The organism is Candidatus Zixiibacteriota bacterium, assembly GCA_040753495.1.
GTDB lineage: Bacteria > Zixibacteria > MSB-5A5 > GN15 > PGXB01 > DYGG01.
The window spans coordinates 1-21,271 of record JBFMEF010000136.1 but is presented as its reverse complement, the minus strand read 5'-3'; the positions used below and the strand labels follow the sequence as shown (position 1 = coordinate 21,271).

The 21,271-nt window shown below is 52.0% G+C and carries 9 protein-coding genes; 1 reads left to right on the top strand and 8 read right to left on the bottom strand.

From position 1 onward, the window contains the following. The 3 genes from AB1690_09085 to AB1690_09075 form a co-directional block, all read right to left on the bottom strand. Positions 1–555: glycoside hydrolase family 3 N-terminal domain-containing protein (locus AB1690_09085; GenBank protein MEW6015464.1), on the bottom strand; the 555-nt coding region annotated here is incomplete at its 3' end. Beyond that, positions 552–2,117: a GGDEF domain-containing protein gene (locus AB1690_09080; protein ID MEW6015463.1), complete on the bottom strand. Its 1,566-nt coding sequence runs from the start codon at positions 2,115–2,117 to the stop codon at positions 552–554. The genes AB1690_09080 and AB1690_09085, both read right to left, overlap by 4 nt. A 98-nt stretch (positions 2,118–2,215) precedes the next feature. Further along, positions 2,216–3,967, bottom strand: coding sequence for a carbon starvation CstA family protein (locus tag AB1690_09075; protein MEW6015462.1), 1,752 nt, complete (start codon positions 3,965–3,967; stop codon positions 2,216–2,218). Between the two features lie 152 nt (positions 3,968–4,119). Between AB1690_09075 and AB1690_09070 the strand changes: the two genes are divergently transcribed. Then, on the top strand, positions 4,120–5,301 hold the full coding sequence (locus AB1690_09070; GenBank protein ID MEW6015461.1) for a polymer-forming cytoskeletal protein: 1,182 nt from the start codon (positions 4,120–4,122) through the stop codon (positions 5,299–5,301). Between the two features lie 137 nt (positions 5,302–5,438). Here the strand turns inward: AB1690_09070 and AB1690_09065 are convergent, their stop codons facing one another. The 5 genes from AB1690_09065 to AB1690_09045 all read right to left on the bottom strand — a co-directional run bounded on the left by AB1690_09065 (position 5,439) and on the right by AB1690_09045 (position 21,271). Beyond that, positions 5,439–7,616, bottom strand: coding sequence for an alpha-amylase family protein (locus AB1690_09065; protein ID MEW6015460.1), 2,178 nt, complete (start codon positions 7,614–7,616; stop codon positions 5,439–5,441). A 360-nt stretch (positions 7,617–7,976) separates the two neighbouring features. Continuing rightward, positions 7,977–8,939: a FlgD immunoglobulin-like domain containing protein gene (locus AB1690_09060; protein ID MEW6015459.1), complete on the bottom strand. Its 963-nt coding sequence runs from the start codon at positions 8,937–8,939 to the stop codon at positions 7,977–7,979. A 270-nt stretch (positions 8,940–9,209) separates the two neighbouring features. Then, the gene (locus tag AB1690_09055; protein ID MEW6015458.1) at positions 9,210–11,606 is read right to left on the bottom strand and encodes a S8 family serine peptidase; all 2,397 of its coding nucleotides are present in this window, start codon (positions 11,604–11,606) and stop codon (positions 9,210–9,212) included. Positions 11,607–11,922: 316 nt separating this feature from the next. Beyond that, entirely contained in the window at positions 11,923–15,585 is a 3,663-nt protein-coding gene (locus AB1690_09050; protein ID MEW6015457.1) for a dockerin type I domain-containing protein, read from the bottom strand. Positions 15,586–16,150: 565 nt separating this feature from the next. Next, positions 16,151–21,271 (bottom strand): Ig-like domain-containing protein, encoded by a 5,121-nt coding sequence (locus tag AB1690_09045; protein MEW6015456.1) that lies wholly within the window; start codon positions 21,269–21,271, stop codon positions 16,151–16,153.

Below are 21,271 nucleotides of genomic sequence, written 5' to 3'. Positions count from 1 at the left end.
GGCGACGGCAATTTCCTGATGGGGGTCATTGGCGGCGGCGCCGAAGCCGGGAAAATGTTTCAGGCAGGAGAGTATGCCGGCGCGACTGGCAATCTTTATAGCTTTTTCGATGAAGGGAATCACCCGTGCCGGGTTGCTGCCGAAGGTGCGCCCTTCCAGGCAGCGGTTCTCGGGATTAATCTGTAGGTCTGCCACCGGACCGAAGAAGAGGTTTACGCCGAGGGAGTGAAGATAATAAGCGGCGCGGCCGAACTGCTCGGAAAAGAGCTCGAGATTGGCAAGCCGTCCATATTCGGCAGGGGAATCAAACTCCGCCGGCGCTCCCCGGAAACGGCAGACCCGGCCTCCCTCCTGGTCTACGGCAATGAACGGTATGACCGAGCCGGCTGAAATGATAGATTTTATAGAGCTCTCCGCCATGATATGAGGATTGGCATTTTCCTCAAACAGAATTACTCCGCCGACATTCTCGGTGTTGACAAATTCCAGAAATTCATCGGACGGTTCGGGAGTATCGAACCCGCAGAGGATAATCTGTCCGATTCGCTCAATCATATCACACAAACCAGGTTTTTCCCGGCGCCCTTGGCGCGATACAGCGCCTGGTCCACCACCGAGAGGATTTCATCGTGCGATTTGCCGTTCTCCGGGAAGGAAGTTACCCCCACGGAGACGGTAACTTTCAATTCGGGAATATTGCCGCCACCACCAAAAGTCGATTCTTCAATCTGCTGGCGAATCCGTTCGCCGATACGGGCGACCTCCACCTGCGGTGTCTGCGGCAGTATTATCACAAACTCTTCTCCGCCATAACGGCAAAAGATGTCAACATCCCGGATACATTTTTTGACGACGGCGGTAATACCTTTCAATACTAAATTACCGACTTCATGGCCATAAGTATCGTTGAATTTCTTGAACCAGTCAACATCAAGCATAATTAGCGATAACGGCAGGCTGTAGCGCGCGGCGCGGCGCTGCTCTTCTTTGAGCTTATCCGCAAAATAGCGGTAGTTGTAAATCCCGGTCAATTCATCGGTTATGGTAAGCTCTTCCATCCGATGATGGAGGAGGGCATTTTCGATAGCCATAGCGGCGGAGCGGGCGACGACCGTGAGCAGCTTTTCATCTTTCTGATTGAAGATTCCCGCCAGGGGCGATTCGGCAATAAGGGCGCCGACCGGTTTGCCGTGCGCCACCATCGGCGCCAGCATAACACAGCGAGTGCTGGTCCGAAGCGGCAGGTAATCGCTGCGCCCCGAAAGGTCGCTAATGGTTATGGTATCCCCTTTCTGCACCGTGGCTTGTATCAGCTCCTGGCGATTGCTGTCGACTGCCTTGAGATGGAAATTTGATTGCCCTGCAATATTGCGACCCCGATAGATGAAATTCCCGCCGGGTCCAATCAGGAGGACGGCGCTGGCGGGATACCCCATTAAGTCGCCGGTGATATGTACGGTCGTCTCTATAACCCCGTCAACATCAAGAATCCCCGCCAGGGCGCGCGTGTTCTCATAAATCATCTCCAGATTAGCCTGCGATTTTTCCAGTTCCGAGGTGCGCAGATTGAGGGTGTCAAAGAGGTTAAGAAGACGTCTTTCCGAGCGGCGAATATAGTCGGAGACAAATGAGATTGCCAGCACCAGAAACCAGGCAAAACCGACTCGCAAAAGCAGGGGGACAATATGCGATGGATGAATATCCGGCGTGACCAGATATACATAAGTTATCGAGACGATTCCGGTCAGAATCATGGTGACCGGCAGGGTCAGCATGTAGGCGGAAAACGCCACTGTCAGATAGTAAAGAAAGTAGAAATCGGAGTGATATCCGCCGGAGAGACGGACCAGAATAGAGACAAAAATCATGTCGAATATGACAATGGAGAGGTACGGTTTCTTGAGGTCATATTTCCCATTTTTGACCAGATACCAGAAGATGAGCATCTGCACGGCGAAAGTGATAGTCAGTATGGAAAGCAGGTAATAGTTATTCTGGGAGATTTCCTGGAAGAAGAAAATCCATCCGGTGGCGACCACGGTCAGCAGCCGTGAGATCAGGAAGATGCTGTCGACTCGCGGAAGAAGGGTCTTGCCCTTGTCCTGAAATATCTTCATAAAAATATTTATAGCCGTGCTCTGGGTCTCAGCAAAAGCCGACACCTTTCGTTACTTTATCGGCAGTTTGCCGCTTTTATTTATTGATACTTAAGGGATTAAGACGAAAAAGGTCGGCTGGGACGCGCCCGCCAGATCGGCGCCGCTTTCCGCAGCGATTGGGTGATGACGCCAACCGAGAGAAGAAGAAGTATAATATCGACTATCGATAGTATCAGATTCCGGTCAGGGATATAGTCGTTGAAGAGGGCATAAACCAGGGAGGCGATGGTTGTGACCACCATAATGACGGCCGGAATGAGGGTGAACCAGCTTTTCTTGCCGGCGAGATTGAGCCAGACTGTAACTGCTATCAGGGTTAAGGCGGCAAGGAGCTGATTGCTGGCGCCGAAGACAGGCCAGATGAGACGGTAGCCGTTGGTGACCGCCAGAAAGAACATCAGCGCCACCGCGATTCCGGAATTGAACCAGTAATTGCGCAAGAGAGCCGGCGAGGTCTTAAAAATGGCGCGCCAGAGTTCTTCCAGAATATACCGATTCAGCCGGACGGCGGCATCAAGAGTGGTGACCACGAAGCCTTCCACCATAAGGATACCGATAATGGCGCCCAGAGCGACGGTAATTCCGAAGGCGTTATGCAGGAGCGAGCCGACCGCCAGAGAGAAGGCGAGAATCGGGTTGCCGGAACCGGCGGCAGGCCAGGTAATTTTTAAGTAATCACTCATGCTGAGCGATGAGGCAACCGTAACAATCACCAGAACCGCCAGAAGCGACTCCAGAATCATACCACCGTATCCAATAGTGCGCGCTTGCGATTCGGAGCTTATCTGTTTGGCGGTAGTCCCTCCCGCTACCAGAGAGTGAAAACCGGATATCGCGCCGCAGGCGATTATGATGAATAGCATGGGCCAGACCGGTCCCATATGGGCATTCCCCTCCTGAAGACTCCAGGTTGGCATATTCGTAACGGCGCCACCCACACCGGTAATAATTATTCCCAGAAGCATCGCGGCGATGCCGCCATAGAGAATCTGCACATTGATAAAATCGCGAGGCTGAAGTATAGTCCAGACCGGCAAACCGGAGGCGAAAAGGACATAGATGGAAAGAATCACCATCCAGGTGAAACCGGGCAGACTCATCGGAATTTCGAAGCCGACATAAATGGAAAGAGCGCATATCAGGGCGGCGAGAAGAAAGGAAAGAACGGTATTCAATCTCTTTTTGAAAATCAGGTACCCCAGAAGAGGGGCGCAGAGAGTAATGATGATTACTGAAGTCGAGGCAATCCCCCCGACTACACCCATTTGCTGCCCATCTACGAGGCGGGTTTTAAGCAGGGTCTGTTGGGGTGAAAGCCCGAGGCTTTCCACAGGCCAGATAGAGGTTAAAGAAATGGCGGTCAGGGAGAGAAACGCCGATGTAACCAGCACGAGCATTATACCGGTAAAACTGATGAACATAAGAAACCCGTAATCGCCCAGCGCCTTGCGGGCGATTTCAGCCATCGAGGAGCCCCCTTCCCGAATTGAAGCGAAAAGGGCGGCAAAATCATGCACCGCTCCAAAGAAGATTCCCCCTATGATTATCCAGAGCCAGGCCGGTCCGACGCCATAGAGGATTCCCAAGGTTGGTCCTATAATCGGTCCGGCTCCCGCTATAGCCGAGTAATGATGGGCAAAGAGCACCGGCAGACGAGTCGGGACATAATCGACCCCGTCATTGTTTACCACCGCCGGCGTTTTCCGGAAGGGTTCCACCCCCAGTTTCCGGGATAGCCAGCTCCCGTAACTGCGATAAGCGATAATCAGAAGAATAATCGACGGGACCAGAAGAATCAGAATATTCATACACTTTTATGTTGCCAAAACGAGACTAATATTAAATAATATAAACCGCGGAATCATTATGCAATACAATTCCTTAGAGATTCATTCAGAAACTGTTTCCGCCAAAACACGTAATGATAGTATAGCAAACCATCTGAAGTGAGCGAGATAGAATGCGTCAGCGGTTCATAATTTTTACGGCCTTGGGGCTTCTGCTTTTGGCGACCGCCACCGCATTCCCGTCAGAATTTTTCAGCCGCAAGACCGTTACAGTGCCGCGTCAGGATGAAATCAGAGACGATATCTATATATTCGCCAATTACGGGAAAGTTAACGGCAAAGTTTACGGCGACCTGACCGCCTTCTGTTATGACATCAACAGTTCCGGGGAGATTTTCGGAAATGTCAATCTCTTCGCATACCGCGTTGGCATTCTGGGAGCGGTCGAAAAGAGCGCCCGTCTTTTTGGGAATTATGTCAGCATTGACGGCAATATCGGGAATAATGTTGTCTGCTTCGGAAACGAAATCGGGATAGGGGAAAAAAGCATTATTGCCAGAGACCTGACCGCCGGCGGCAACAAGATTACCGTTGACGGCACGGTCAAAGGGAATGTCAAAATCGATGGCAGCAGTGTCATTATCTCCGGTAATATCGAAGGAAATGCTGATATCACCACCGAGAATCTAATCATCATTCCTCCCGCGCAGATTTCGGGATACCTCCATTACACTTCGCCAAAAGAAGCCTCCATTGAGCCCGGCGCCAATATTCTGGGCGGTCTGGAGTGGAATCTTCCCAAAGAAGGAGACAAAGACGAAGAAAAGGACCAGTTTACCGTTTTCTCGCTGATACTTCGCTTTGTTCTCTTCGGAATGGCGCTTATCACCGGTCTGGTGATGATTTTTCTGTTTCGCGAGCATACTCGCGAGTCGGTCCTGCAGATTGAAAACAATTTTTGGGTGACGCTGGCAATCGGCTGTCTTTCTTTCATCGTCTTCACCGCCGGAGCGCTGGTCCTGATGATACTAATTGTTTTCATCCCGATTGCAATTTTCCTCATCTGCCTCGGCCTGGTGCTTTTCTATGTCGGCAAGATTTATCTTTCGATTCTGGTCGGAAGAAAACTCCTCGCCCTGCTGAGCCAGGGGAGGAATCATGCCATTGGCTGGGAGTTGCTCCTGGGACTGATTGTCCTGAGCCTGCTTTTCCTGGTGCCATACCTCGGTTGTCTGGTCTATATATTCGCCTTTCTTATAGGGATTGGCGCTGCCATCGGAGGATACAATGCCTTGATGCGCAGATTCCGTTCGCTCGTATCCGGCGCCGCCGGAAACGCCCCCTCGGCATCGTAACTTCTATCTTAATCTGAAATAATCGTTGTTGAGAACTCTCATCATCAGCATATTTTTGATATCCAATAAACTAAATCCATAAAAAACGCCGGCATACGCCGGCGCCTGAAAATATCGGGAAAAGGACCGCTGGCTCTCTATTTAGGCTCCAGCAGATAGATTTTTCCATCGGGAAAATCAAGCTTCACCGGCATCCCTTTGCGAAGAGTCTCCGAAGAAAGTTTCTGCGCCTGTGGATTTTCGCCGGAGAGGAGGTCAACCATTTTGATTTTAGCGGAGGCGATTCCCAGTTTTCGCAGGTCAACCCGGATTATCACTTCGCGGCTGGCTGTATTGGCAAGAGCGGAGAGTTCCCCGGGGGGAGGGGCTACGACATAGAGAACCACCCGCTTCTCGGCGCGCTGCACCGAGAGGTCAACCGATGGGTCGGAGCAGTAGAGCAGGGAAGAAAGGTCGTTCTCGGCCAGAAGCGACTCGATAAAACCCAATTTGTTATGGTCACCATCCGAGCCGATATTGAAAGAGAAGAGATAGAATGTCCCTTTATATCGGGAAGAGGCTACGCCCACATTCTTCTTGCTGGCGGTGGCTATTTTCTTGGCTTTGGAATCGGTGGTCAATATATGTCCATAAACGGCCGCGGTAAATTGGGTATGTTTCAGTTTTATCTGGTCCACCCCGTAATTGAGGGCGGTTTTGATTCTCATATGACGGCTCAGCACCAGGCAGTCATGGAAATTTTCATCGAAACGGGGCATCAGTCCGCAGGCAATGACATTGACTCCCCTCTTGACCAGCTCCACAATCGCGGTCTGCATCGCCTCCGGCAAAAATTCAGCGGTCGGTAGTATCACCAGGTCGTACTTGCTGAGATGTTCCGGGTCCATAGTCTCACTGACATCATACTCCAGTTTCAGGCGCATCAAATCGCGGCAGATGCCGGCGATAGAGTCGCTCAACAGCCGCTCGATATACTCGAATTGCTGGGGGCTGTCCAGCAGCCGAATCCATTGGTAATGGCGGTTTCCTACCACGCAGATTTTTCGGGCGTTTTCGAGCTCATGAATCTTGGCGCTCAAAATAGAGGCATTGAATTGCCGGATGACCTCATACCCGCTGGAGATAGTGCCATCCTTGGCAAGCGGCGCGCCATACCAGTGGTCGCGGTCAACAAACATATAATGATTGAACCCCTTAAAGCCGGAAACCAGCCCCGCCACGAGGTAGAATTTGCGGAGACCATCGGGATAATGCCGCGGCGCCGCCTGCAGTTCTTTTTCAGTGGCCGGAGCCCCGGAAATGTACGATGACGCCCAGGCGAATTGGTACTCTCCCTTAAGATAACGCCCCTTCTGGACCAGGTCGAAATAACTCCCTTCGGGAAGAACATTGACTCCGAGCATCGGCTCATATTCTTTGGAAGAGAGGTCAAAAGCCGGTAGAATATCGCCGGGGCGAAAGTAAAGCGAACGGAAAAAGAGAGGCGACACGGTGTAGGATTTGAAAATCTCCTGCAGGGTGGCAAGGTAGGTCTTGAGAATATATTCCCGGAAGCGGAACCAGTCGAATACCTTGGGAAGTTCCTTGGTCTCGAGACGGGAAAAATTGCGGGGCGGTTCCACTTTATCAAAACTCTCCGCTTTTTCCTTATATAACTGGTTCAATTTCTTGATATCCTCATAACGGGATGCCAGAAATCCGGGATAATGCTTGGCAAGCATATCGGGATTGAAATCGGCCGACCCCGGGTCGAGATACCGCCCAAAAGAGGTTTCGTAGTCGAGCTCGACCATGAAGACCGGGCCCCGGGGATGTATATAATTCCGGGTAGTCTCAACCAGCGCTTTGAAGTAGTTGCGCAGGTAGTGCTGAAAGGTGGTATGCAGATAACTGGGCAGGAAACCGCCGGGAACGCCGGCATCATCATTCAACCGCAATTCCTGACCTTTGGCATCACGAGCATAAATCTTGAAATCATTAAAAAGAAACTGCGGCAACCCGCCATTAGGCCACTGCCCGCCGATTATCGGTCCCGGTCGGAGGATTACTTTGAAACCGAATTCCCGCGCTAACTCCAGAAAGACTATCAGGTCCTTGCGCGGGTCGCTGAATCCGGAAAAATCAATATGCTTGTTGGCATCCTGATGAAGATTCCAGGGGACGGCCGAGGAGATAATCCGGAAACCGGCCCTTTTAATTCTTTCAAAGCAGATCGACCAGTATTTCTTATCAATACGGAAATAATGCATCTCCACCGAGAAGGGATAATAAGTTTCTTTACCTATGACGAACTTGTTATCTGTGACACCTAACATATAAAACCTTATCTTTCAACGGGTTATACAAAAAGACATTCCATTGAACAAGAGCAATCTTAAGTAAAATGGAGGAATAAGTCAATAAGATTTCTCGGAGAGGTCTATATTTAATTCTGTTAGCGCCAATCTAATTTCTGTAAATCTATAATATATAATAGATTACGCAGTAATAAAAACAGAAAACTGTCAACAAGATTTCCACAATATTGTTGACAGCCCGTAATCTGTTGATTTATAGACGATTACAAAGATACGTTTGATAATTTCGGCTTCGACTTGTATTGTATTGGGAAACAATAAGATAAATAAAAAGCCCTCGACCTCGGCCGAGGGCTCAAGATTCCGATTTTAACCAGATTACTTAAGAAGCATCAGCTTCTTGGTGCTCTGGAATTTCTCCGCTTCTATACGGTAGAAATAGATACCGGTGGCAACCACTGAGCCGTTATCGGAGGTGCCGTCCCAGGTGACCTGATAGAAACCGGCGGGGAGCTCCTTGTCCACCAGAGTCGCTATCCTCTGACCGAGGATATTGAAAATGCTCAGGTTGGTCATGGAGGCTTTGGGAAGCGCGAATTCAATCACGGTGCTGGGATTAAACGGGTTGGGATGGTTCTGCTCCAGGGCATATTCTATCGGGAGTAGTTCCGAATTATGCTGTCTGACATCAAGAGCCGGGTCTTTCACTTCAAAGCAGATCGGTCCGTCGCTTTCAAAATGGTAAGGGATATCGGCTCCCTGGTCATCGCCGAAAGCCCAGTCAAATGAGGGGTCGCCGGTGATGGCTGAATCGATACAGAAAGTTCCGGGGGCATCAATCTGATAATGAATCTCATAGAAAGCGGTAGCGCCAAGGGTGGGCGGGAATCCAACGCTGGAAGCAAAGGCATGTCCAAAATAATCGGGCAGGGTGCCATCAAAGTTGTCCGTCTTGAAAGCAAAGGGCCAATCAGTCGGGCTTCCAAACAGACCCCAATAGGTGGTATTGTGGAAGCCGTTCTTAAGGGCGACGTTGTTATATGGCGCGGGAAGCACCGCCCGGTCAGTGCCGGCCGGAGCATCAACTTTCGTAACTGTGGTGATATCAGGGGAAGTAAATTCCAGCGTGAAACTTCCGCCCAGCATGGAATCGGTGGCCGCAGCCGTATAATTCCAGATAATCTCAATGTAAAACGGCTGACCCTGGGGGATCTTCATAACTCCGTTGTCGTCCCAGAGCTGCGGAATATTGACCGTCATATCAAGGTTTCCGATGGCGAGGACAGACGAGGCGGTAAGAAGGAATAGGGCTAAAAACCCTACCAACAAACTTCTTCTCATTTCCAACTCCTATTTTTTATTTTTCCATTTTCGAAAAGAAAGTTGCCGGCTCAAAGAGATCAAACTACTCACTGAACCGACAGTCCTATATTCAATATCACTTTAACAATTAGCTATACTCTCCTGTTCACCTCCCTCTTGTTTAACAAGTCCATCCTCCCTGTCGGACTCATACTTATAGGGACTCCTCAGGATGCCATTATAAGACCTCCCGAAATATTAGTCAACTAAAAAAAGCTCTAAATTCTATCAGTCTTCCTCCTTCGCAAATCATAGCGGAGGCGGCGGGCCATCCTTAAACAGATAACTAATCAGGTAGGTGGCATCAAGTATATTTATACCACCGCTGGCGTTGGCGTCACCGGCATAAGAATCCGGCGTCGGGCCATCCTTGTACAAGAAACTGATAATATAGGTAGCATCAAGGATGTTAATAACGCCGTTGGTGTTGGCGTCGCCGCGCAGGTAATTGGCGATTACTATCTTCCCCCGTTTGAAGGCCGGGGTGTAAGAATTTACAATGGAATAAAGTTGTACATGCGAGGTCGATATCTCGGTAGTGTCGATAGTTATTACCTGCGGGCTGGGAACAGATGAGGCGGCAATGACATAGATATTCAAAATGGCGCCGGTGCCCGGGTCAAGATAGTTGGAGCCGCTGGTGGTATTGGAAGACAGACGGAACCGGAAACGGAGATTAGTCGGGTCATACGTCAGGGGATTGACTTCCTGAAAATAAGAAGTCCGCAGACCGGTGACCGAAAACGGATTGCTTGCCCAGAGGTCAAGATAGGTGGCATCGCTGAATTCAATCGGCAGCATTATCTGTTTTATCTGAAAGAAATTGGTCAAACGTATCGGCACGACTATGGTATCGCCGGGTCGAGCGACAATAGAATCGACCTTAAGGGTATCCTGAATAACCATCACCAGCCGGGGATAGGTCCTGGTATGGGTGCCTTTTGGAACTGTTCCGGTCAAGGAAACATTATATAGTCCCCACTGCGTGTAAGTATGGCTCGGATTCTGGTCGGTGGACGAGCCGCCATCGCCAAAATCCCAGAGCCAGGAGGGAGCGGTAATGGGAGATATATCAGTGAAGTCAACGGTCAATGGCGCCAGTCCGACCAGAACCGGTCCGGCGGTGAAATTCATATTGGGCAGGCTGGTCAAGGAAGAGCAGACATTGATTCTTCCTGAGCCGAGTTGTCCCGGATAGAGAGGATTATAGATATCGATATCGTCGGCATGATTCAGGATAACAGTATCTATCTGCTGTTTGCGGAGGCTGGGCATATGCGACTTGATGAGCGCGGCAAGACCGGCAACATGCGGAGCCGCCATCGAGGTGCCATCAAGATAGGCATATACGGCGGAGCCATGATTGGAATAGGTGTTATAGATACTTACACCGGGCGCCGAGACATCAATCCAAGCGCCATAATTGGAGAAGGAGGCTTTGGCATCGCCGGAGGTGGTTGCGGCGACCGAGAGGGAGACCGGATAACCGTTATATGTGTAATAATCAAGGAAGTCGGAGGTGCTGTTATCGTCATTGCCGGCGGCGTGCGTTATGACAACTCCGGAGTCGTTGGCACGGTTGCAGGCGGTCCGCATAGCGGGGGTATCGGCGGCGCCCCAACTGGCATTGATAACACAGGCTCCCATTCGGGAGGCATAGTCGATAGCGGTGGCGCAGTTAGCGGTATTGACATAACCGCTCTCATATCCGCCGTTGGGATTGACACCGGAACCACCGACCCGAAGGCACATAATCCTGGCGCCGGCATACGTTCCCAGTCCTCCTCCCCAGCCGCCCGCTAAGCCGGCGACACCGGTAGAATTATTCGTTGTCGCTCCGGCAATGCCGGCACAGTGGGTGCCATGGCCATTATAATCGGTCGGGTTGTTATCCGGTGTCCCGCAATCCTCGCCGGTCCAGCAGGTGATCCCGCTAAAACCGCTGAAGAAATCGTATCCAATAAGGTCATCGACAACGCCGTTGCCGTCATCATCAATCCCATTGACATCTTCGGAATCAAAAACCACCATATCATCATCGAGGTCCTCACCCGGGTTGACCCAGATTTTGTCTCTCAAATCTGGATGGGTGAAAAGCACGCCGCTGTCGATGATGGCGATTTTGGCGGTATCGGTGCTCTTCTGAATATCCCATCCGGCCGGCGACATCGTTTTCGGCGGCGCCCACTGCATACCATAATACTGGTCATTGGGGACAGCCCGCACCGGTATCGCCCAGACGGGAGAAACGGTCTTGATATTGGGATTTTGCCGCAACTCGCCGATGATAGAATTTATATCCGCGGCTTCATTGAAAAAGAGCTCATAGAACCTGGACATATCATCATCGCCCTGGAGAGCATCTGCCCCTTCCCGCCAGGGAAACATGGCGACCGCCTCCCGAACCTGATATTTGCTGAAGACCTGGTCGAGCGACGGCACCCCGAGACTGAGAGTCCCGAACCCTTTCGCCATCGTCTTGGTATTTACATTTTTTTCAAACTGAACTTCCAGCCGACCCGGCATCAAAATCGGACTTTCATCTCCCTGGAGGTCATAGGTTTGTCCCTGCGCCAGCGAGATAGTCAAAAGCAGCGCCGGCAGCAGGAAGGTTACGACCCGGGGAAGACCATACCGGTGGTTCATAGTTGCCTCTCTTTGCATATGAATAAATCTACTCTTATCGCACGTTATTATATCGTAAAGCGATTACATTCAATATTATTGATTAGAACCGTCAGTTAGCCTTATCGGTTCGCTTAAAAATCTATTTTCATAACTTTGTTATCGGTCAAAATCACAGCATTTCCATGGCGGCGGTGTGAGGTACTGTCTCCCCCCTCGCTAAACTTGCCCCGTTAGCCCCTATCCGTGACAGAATAATACAGGAATCCCGCCATGAGGCGGGATTCCTGATTTTTGAAGCCTCACTGACTACTGAAGTCAGTGAATTTTCTGACAATTACGGTCCGCAAACCGGAGCCGGTCCACTCTTGAAGCGGTAAGCAATGATGTAGGTAGCATCAAGAATGTTGATGGTACCGTTACCATTGGCATCGGCTTCCTGCAAGCATCCCGGAGCCGGACCACCCTTGAAGCGATAGGCAATGATGTAAGTCGCATCAAGAATGTTCACGGTGGCGTTGTTGTTGGCATCGCCGGGCAGGTTGCAGCAGTTGCCGCTGATGGTAATCTGAATGGTTTCTTCATCCCATCCTTTGCCATCAGTGACATAGAAGGAGACATTGTAGGTTCCGACAACCGGGGTCGGCCAGTTGAAGGTTCTGGTGCCAGGCGTGAAAGTAGCGCCGGCAGGAACACCCAACGCCGAGTAGGTCAGAGCGTCATTTTCAACATCGGTGGCCGGACCAATAGTAAAGGTCAGAGCCGCAGTTGTCGTTCCGCTCTTGTTGCCGATAGCCGGCAGTATTGGCGGCCAGTTGATATACTTGGGAGCCGGGAAGGCAATGGAGTGGCCCGTAAAGTTGAAGATACTCGGACGAGCCGCAATCCAGGCTTTCGCCTTATCAATGGTCGCCTGCAGACCGGCGGCGCCGCCGTTATACTCGGTCGCTAAGATCTTGACGAAGACCAGAGTATCGGTCGCTCCCAGATCTCTCTGCGGAGTATAGAGGGCGCACATATTCAGGTCAACATAGACCGATTCCGGATCGGCAAGGTTGGGAGTCCAGTTCTCATAGCCGGAGAAAGTCCGCAGTTTGTTATAGAGCGGACCAGGCTTGAAGGAACCGGAACCATCCTGCCAGTACGGGTTGTGGCCTGTGAAGATACCGCGAACGTTGTCAAAATCATCGGCAACGCCGGTATAGGGCTTCTTGTAACCGTCAACATAAGCGAAACCGCCCATACGCAGATCCTGGTCAACGCAGTTGTTGGTCAGAAGACCCTGCGCGGTATCGTCATGAACTTCCTCGCCGAAGCAGTACATCAACTGACGGCTGAAGTCGAAGCCGGAGGAGTTGTCAACGCCGGTATCGGATGGAACATCCCAGTCCATCATCTCACCGACCATAACGCCGGTGATGGTGGCGCCGGTACGGTTAAAGTAACGGACGGCCTGAATGATGAAGGAGGCGGAATCGGCATGCTTGGATGCCCAGTACTGCGACTGCGCGCCGATGGCGGAATCCTTGGAATAATAAGTTCCGGTATATCCCCAGGTGTAATCCGGATAGGTAGTGGAATCGACAACTATCACGGTCTCCACCGGACGCCATCCGTCACCGCCGAGCCAGTCCGCATCCCACATGTAGGAGTTGAGGACAGTGTCGGTGCCTTTCAGGCGAATGATATACGGGGAAGCGTCATAGAGATAAATCTTGGCGTTGGCATTGGCGCCGGTGATGTTGTTGGAGGTGTCGCAATCATTGAAGAAATTGAGGCACCAGCCATCCTCACCGCCACGGCCCATGTTACCGGCATTGTTGAAGTAGACTCTCTTATTGGCGGTGCGAATCTCAGCCCATCTCGGACGGGAGAGTTCGGAGGCGACAATAAGATGAATCTGCATGGTATCGGGGCTGCCAAAGAAGTTACCGGAAAAGATAAGCAGACCTTCATAGGCATGCGGGCCGGTAGCGATAACGCCGCCCTTGTTCAACTGCACCGTCATATTATGAAAGTTATTCGGGAGCAGGTGAGAAACGGTGGTCGGCAGGTTGGTCACACCGAGCCAGTCGAAATTGGTACCGGTCAGTTTCACCGCTGTGACGCTGGTGACTGTCATGGTGGCGTTACCGACGTTCTCAACCTTCACGACGGTGTCTTTCTGGACACCAGGGAGAGTAAAGGTCGGGTCGTCAACATCACTGGGCGAAAGAGCCAGCACCGGGTTCGGAATCGGGTTGATACAGGGCACGCGGAACCAGCGCATCGGGTTGACCGTCCAGACACCGGCATCCTGCACGGCGCCGCCAGGATATCTGTCGTTAACATAGAAGACATCCATGAACTTGTTGCCGGCATAGGAACCGGAGGGGTCAACAATGGTCACACCGGTGAAGTTGCCGGTGGTGGTCATACCGTAGCGGGAAATCGAAGCCCACATATCGGATTCGCAACGAGGAGCCAAACCAATGGTGTCGCACATGGGAGAATAGGTGTTGGTCAGGTTGCGCGGGATATCCCAGTTCAAACCGCTGTTATCGGAAACGGAAATATAGAGCTCGCCGTTGGCTGTTCCGCTGGAGTTATTAGCGGTCCAGTTGGAAATATGGCAGTCGTCATCGATGCCGTTTCTGATGTCGTTGAACTGAGTGAACAAGGCATAGAACTTACCATCGCACTCCGACAACTGCATCTTCACGATAGACATTTCGTTCCAGGCGCCGCCATGGCAGCCGTCTTCGGGAAGATCCCAGTTAGCATCCTTAATGGTACTGATGAAGTTCGGATACTGCTCCGTCCAGTGGAAAAGACGGCAGCCGAAGAAGTGCTGGAAGAGGCCATTGGACGCTTCACGGGCATTCCAGATAACATGGAGATAATTGTCGGTGCCCATGAGAGCGGAGGCGTCTGTATGCGCCAGCCAGCCGGTGGTGGAAGTATCAAACTTGGTAATGTTGACAGTGTTCCCCCAGGTGGCGCCGGCGTCGGTAGAAATCTTACAGAAGACGTCGTTGGCTCTCTGTCCCTGGTCGCGCCAGATAGTGTCGCCGGGGACGGCCGGATAGCCGCCAAACCAGACGAGAGCAACCTTACCGGTGGTCCGGGAGGAAGTCACGGTCTGGGCGATATCCTGCACACCGCCGATGAAGAGCGGCGGGTAGTCCCATTCGCCGGCATCAAAACCGCCGACGCGACGGAAATACATGATATTCTGCACGGCGCCCGCGGCGTCATGTGACTGCTGGGCGAAAACGTGCGTAATAGTGTCATTGTTAAAAATCTGGAAATCAATGTAAGGCCAGATATATTCATAATCGCCGAGGGCGTCGAATACATACTGCGCCAATGAGTCTGGTACACGGTAGCGATAAGCGCCGAAGAAGCAGGAGTTAATGTCATAGTCGAACCAGACAGTCGCCTGGAACGGCGGGGTCTCGCCCTGGTCATGGTGGTTGCCGATTACCGCCCGGCCATCGGGAGCCACATCAAGGCAGTAATAACCGGAGTAGTTGTTACCGGAACCAAGACGGGGGTGCACATCGCAACCGCCGCCCGCGGACGCATTAACGTGGATGAAAGTACCGGGAACCTGGTCACCATCCCAGACTTCGTATCCACCGCCACGGTCGCCGCCGAGGGTGGTATTGACCTGTTTCATCCAGAGGAAGTGAACCGACTGGGTGCCGCGCCAGTCAACATGACGGCCCATACGACCATTGTGCTGATAGTCATAGGTCGTGGTGCCGATCTGGAGACCGGGAGAGGCTGACGGAATCTGGTCGAAACCGAGAGACTGTCCCACGTCTTTGGTAACGGTCGCGCCAAAGACAGATTCGCCCCCAACCAGCGCCGCCGGCGGGACTTTGTCAATGGGCTTGACGTTCAAATGACGGAGATATTCTCTTTCAGCTCTCTTATCGGCGGCGAAGGATGAACCGGCCAGAAAAGCAACAATTAACAAGGAGATAAGAAAGATCGCCGATAATTTCCTTGTCATTTCTGTGCTCCTTTCAAAGAGATTAAAAGTTCCCAACTTATTCCCTAAATTTATTCCCATGGTCGAGTCTGAACAAATTTAGGTCCTTTAAAATAAAGTCATTCAGTTTCGTCGACTCGAAACTGCCAGACAATGTTGCGTCTGTCACCTCCCTTCCAAACACCTTATCACGGTCATAGGTATAAGGGACAAAAGTTTGAAAGCTACAAACGACCTATTCGTTTACAATTTGAGGCGTTATTCACGCCGATGCTGAAGTAATTTAGTCAATGGTATTACTACACAAGCGAAAGCCAAAGATTCGGCTTTGAAACATCCTACCCAACAAAGCAATTGCCGAACTTATTCAGCAAGCGAGTTAAAGAAGTAAGACCTTTTGGAAGGTCAAATTTTCCCTATTATCCAAAAACTCAGTAGCGCCTTAATAATAAAATTCAGGAGGCGGTTTGTCAAGCCTTTTTGGCGGTTGCGCAGAAAAAAATTCTGTGTGGAAGTTGCGAGATTGCAGCAGGTTATAAAAAAAGAGCCTCGCCGGAGCGAGGCCCTTTATCACCGAGAGATAAGGTCATCTTTCAGGAGGAGGGGGACCCTGCTTGTAGAAATAATTCAGAAGATAAGTAGGGTCACGGATGTCGATATTGCCGTCAAAGTTGATATCGGCCGCTTCAAATGATGCCGGGGGACGGCCGCCCTTATACAAGTAGTTGAACAGGAAGACCATATCGGAAAGGTCAAGGAGATTGTCGGAGTTGGCGTCACCCCGCAAGAATTCCACAATATTGTAGGTGGTGATGGTGGTATCGGCCAGTCCCAGCGGGTCGGTGACAATGAAAGTCACCTGGTAACTGTTGCCAAGTTCAATCGGCGGCGCCACAATCTGGTAGGTGGCTGAGCCATTGCCGGAATCAACAAAGGTGGCAAAAGGTAAAATCGGGCTGGCGGTGATTACCAGTGTCCCCAGGTCAGGGTCAACCGCCCTCAGGAGCGAAGTATGGAACTGATTGACGATGACCGGCTGGGCGCTGGGTGGAGTGGTGGTGAAATATGGAACCTGGTTGCCGGCTTCTATGACAGTAATATCGACCAGTTCGGTGTCGGCTTTGGAGCCATCGCTGGCAACGAACCCGACCTGATAAACTCCGGCCTGGGCAAAACTCGGGGTGAAGTTGAAGGTCTTGACATCAGGCGCCGCACCCGAGAAAGTGGCGTTTGCCGGCAGATTATAAGCCGAGAGAGTGGGACGGGTGCCATCGCCATCCGAAGCGCTCACTATAAAGGAGAGGTTATTACCTTCAATTACAGAGCGGTCTCCGATAGGATTGATGACCGGGGGCTGGTTGCCATTATAAACTAAAAACTGAGTTGGCGGGGTAACTGCCTGAGAATACTCGACGGCAGTTGGGAACCTTGAATCCCAGACTATCCACTGAACCGTATAGAAATTGGGATTAAGATTACCCTGAGTATAATCTGGAATGAATCGGCAAGTAAACCATAAGGTATCGGCAGTAGTGTAACTGCTGGTATCCATATTAAGAGCGAGTTGATAAGTGGGAGTGTTCAGCCGAACAAGAGGTGTCGTTCTGTCGGGGTCAATCGCAATAAACCTGAATATCAGCGTATCTCCTTCTATGCCAGATAAGTCATTACCCGCCACGGTCCTATAAATGGGCGCCAGATTGGAATCTCTTACTACAATATTCACGAAGTGCGAATCATATAACGCGGAATTGATAGCGTCACGGGCAAAGAAGAGAACCTGATAGTTGCCAGCGTCAAAGTTGTCGGTTTGCCAACTGAATACCCCCGAGCCATTGTTATTGTCAACAAAAGTGGCGCCGGCGGGAAGACCGGTGGCGCTGAGGTCAGGAGGGTCGAGGTCCGGGTCGGTGGCATTGATGGAAAAGGTCAAGAGGCGCATTTCCGTGGTAGCGGTGTCAGTAAAAGTGGTCGTGATAACGGGCGGCTGATTGCCGGCTTCTTCCACAATCAGAGTCACGTTAATCGAGTCGAGATAGACGCCGTCGGTGGCGATAATCAGGACGATATATGTCCCGGCCTGGACATAACTGGGATTAAATGTCAGGGTACCGGTGCCATCCCCGTTGTCGGCAAAAGTGGCGTTGGTCGGAAGGTCCTGAGCGGTCAGGGTCACGCCGATCTGGTCGGGGTCACTGGCGGTCACAGTGGTCACCAGAGTCTGTCCTTCAGTCACAGTCTGGGGCGGAACCGGGTCGATAACCGGCGGCTGATTGCCGGCATCGGCAACCTGAATGATTACCGGCTGGCTCCGAGTAGCATCGACACCGTCATAGGCTTCAAATCTGACCTGGTGTAAGCCGGCCTGAACATAATTGGGGAAGAAAGTAAAGAGGCCGCTGCCATTGCCGCTGTCGACGAAATTGGAGTTGGGCGGCGCAACCACAGTTCTAAGAATGACCGGTTGACCATCGGGGTCTGCCGCGCGGACGAGCATTTCGAGAGTATCCCCTTCGACAGTAACGCCGTATTGCGGGAGAAGAGTAAATACCGGCGACAGATTTTCGGCTACAACAGTAATCGGGACATCGCGGAATCCTGCCAGCGGAGGAACGCCCTGGTCGGTGGCGATGAAGCGGACAGTGTAAGCGCCGGGCTGGGTGTTGTCCGGAGTGAAAGAGAAAGTGCCGGTGCTGTTGCCGTTATCGACAAAGGAGGCATTTGCGGGAAGCCCCGACGCCGACATGAAGATGCGGGCCGTCGGATTAGGGGCGGTCAAGTCACGCGCCACCACCGTGAAGGTGAGGTTACGTCCGACCCGAACCCCGAAAGGACCGACCGAATCGATTGCCGGCGGCTGATTGACTTCAATAATGGTCAAGGTCATAGTATCGGACGCGGTCAGGCGCGGTAAGCCATTATCGCTGGCAAAGAATCTGATATCGTGCATGCCGGCATCGAAGAAGTCAGAGACAAAAGTGAAGACGGCGACGCCGTTGCCGCTATCGACAAAACTGTATCCGGTGAGGGAAGTGGAGACGCTAAACGAAATGGGGGTTGCCTCCGGGTCGGTGGCGGTGACGACCACTTCAAAGGTATTCCCTTCGTAGATGGAAGCATTGCTGACCGGGCTTATGGTTGGCGGCTGATTCCCCGGTTCCGTAACTGTAATCGTCACCTGCTCGGAGTCAGACAGGGTGCCGTCAGATGCTATGAAAAGGACCAGATAGACACCGGCCTGGGTGAAATCGGGGCTGAAATTAAAGGTGCCGGTGCCGTTGAGATTGTCGATGAAAGTGGCGTTGAGCGGCAGATTTTCGGCGGTAAGAGAGGGCGTGGTGCCGTCAAGGTCGGAGGCGCTGACGCCGAAATTGAGTGACGCTCCTTCGGCAACCGTGCGCGGTCCGATAGCGGCAAGCACCGGCGGCTGATTGCCGGCATCGGTAACGGTAATTGCCACCAGTTCGGAGTCGGAATCGACGCCGTCGGAGGCATAGAAAGTGATATTATAAACTCCGCTCTGGGTGAAAGTCGGTGTCCAGTTAAAAGTGCCGGTGCCGTTGCCGTTATTGGTGAAAGTGGCGCCGGTCGGAAGCGCCGAGGTGGTCAGCAGAGGAATGACGTTATCGGCATCAGTAGCCGTGACCACAAAATTAAGGTTGAGATTTTCGGTGGTGGAGCGCGGTCCAATCGCGGCCAGCACCGGCGGCTGATTGACATTGACCACGGTGATGGCAACCACTTCGGAATCGACCAGGATTCCATCAAATGCCTTGAAAGTTACCTGATAGACTCCGGCTTGAGTATAATCGGGATTGAAGTTGAAAGTACCGGTACCGTCAAGATTATCGGTGAATGTGGCGTTGGTCGGCGTGCCGGTAGCCGAGAGCGTCGGGATGGTAAGGTCAAGGTCAAAGGCCGAGATGGTGAAGTTCAGATTAGCCGCTTCATTGACTGTCTGAGGTCCGATGGGGTTGAGAACGGGAGCCTGATTACCGGATTCATTGACAGTAATTGAAACGATTTCGGAATCTATTTCGACGCCGTCAGAGGCATAGAAAGTTACAGAGTATAAACCGGACTGGGTGAAATCGGGAGTCCAGTTGAAAGTTCCGCTGCCGTTGCCGTTATCGACAAAGGTAGCGCCGGTCGGCAGGGCGGAAGTCGATAGCGCCGGGATGGTGATATCGGGGTCGCTGGCGCTGACGGCGAAATTGAGATTGGCTCCTTCGGCAGTGGAGCGTGGCCCGATTGTCGCCAGCACCGGCGGACGGTTGACATTGGTCACAGTTATACTGACAATTTCGGAATCAGCCAGGGCGCCATCGGAGGCGATAAAGGTTACCTGAAAGATTCCGGCCTGGGTGAAATCGGGGTTAAAGTTGAAAGTACCGGTGCCGTTGCCGTTGTCAGTAAAAGTGGCATTGGCCGGGGCATTGACAGCCGAGAGTGCCGGGATAGTCAAGTCGGCATCGGTGGCGCTGATACTGAAATTCAGATTCGCGCCCTCGGCGACAGTCCGGGGACCTATAGCGGCAAGAACCGGCGCCTGATTGCCGGCATCATTGACGGTTATGGTCACCCGCTCGGAATCGGTATCAACTCCATCGGAGGCGTAGAAAGTAATATTGTAGATACCGCTCTGGGTGAAATCGGGAGTCCAGTTGAAGGTTCCGGTTCCGTTGCCATTGTCGGTGAAGGTGGCTCCGGTCGGCAGCGGGGTCGACGTGGTCATCGTCGGCGTAACGCCATCGGCATCGGTGGCGGAGACGTTGAAATTGAGATTGGCATTTTCATTGACCAGCCGCGGTCCGATAGTCGCCAGCACCGGCGGCTGATTGACATTATTGACGGTGATGACCACCTGCTCGGAATCGGTATCGACTCCATCGGAGGCATAGAAAGTGATATTATATGTGTTGGCTTGAGTGAACGTTGGAGTCCAGTTAAATGTACCGCTGTTGTTGCCGTTATCGGTAAAAGTGGCGCCTGTCGGCAGTGGACTGGATGTCGTAAGAGTGAGAGGGACGCCGTCGGCATCGGTAGCAGTCACAGCGAAATTCAGATTGACACCTTCATTGACCGAGCGGGGACCGATAGTCGCCAGTACCGGCAGTTGATTGACGTTGTTAACGGTAATAACTACCTGCTCGGAGTCGGTATCGATGCCATCGGTGGCATAGAAAGTGATATTGTAAATTGCCGCCTGGGTGAAAGTCGGTGTCCAGTTAAAAGTGCCGGTGTTGTTGCCGTTGTCCGTGAAAGTGGCGCCGGTGGGACGGGCGGAAGTGGAGAGTGTCAAAGTGGTGCCGTCGGCATCGGTGGCAGTGACGGTAAAATTAAGGTTGACCCCTTCATTGGTGGAGCGGGGTCCAATAGTCGCCAGCACCGGCGCGGCATTGGCAATATATGTAAACGCGCCAACCAGGGTATTAGAAGCCAGACCGGAGGCGGTATTGGTGACGGTCACGTTGACAACACCGGTTCCGGACGGGGTCGTTGCAGTCAACCGATATGGAGAAACGTAAGTTCCTGTGACTGGTGTACTGCCAAAAGTGACCGTAGTTCCGCCCGGGTCGAACCCGGAACCATTGATGGTAACAAGCGTCCCGCCGGTATTGACACCGGAGGTGGGACTGATTGAAGCCAGTGTCGGCGCCAGGACATTGGTGGCGCTCACTGTCAGAATTGACGAATGCGGTCCCAT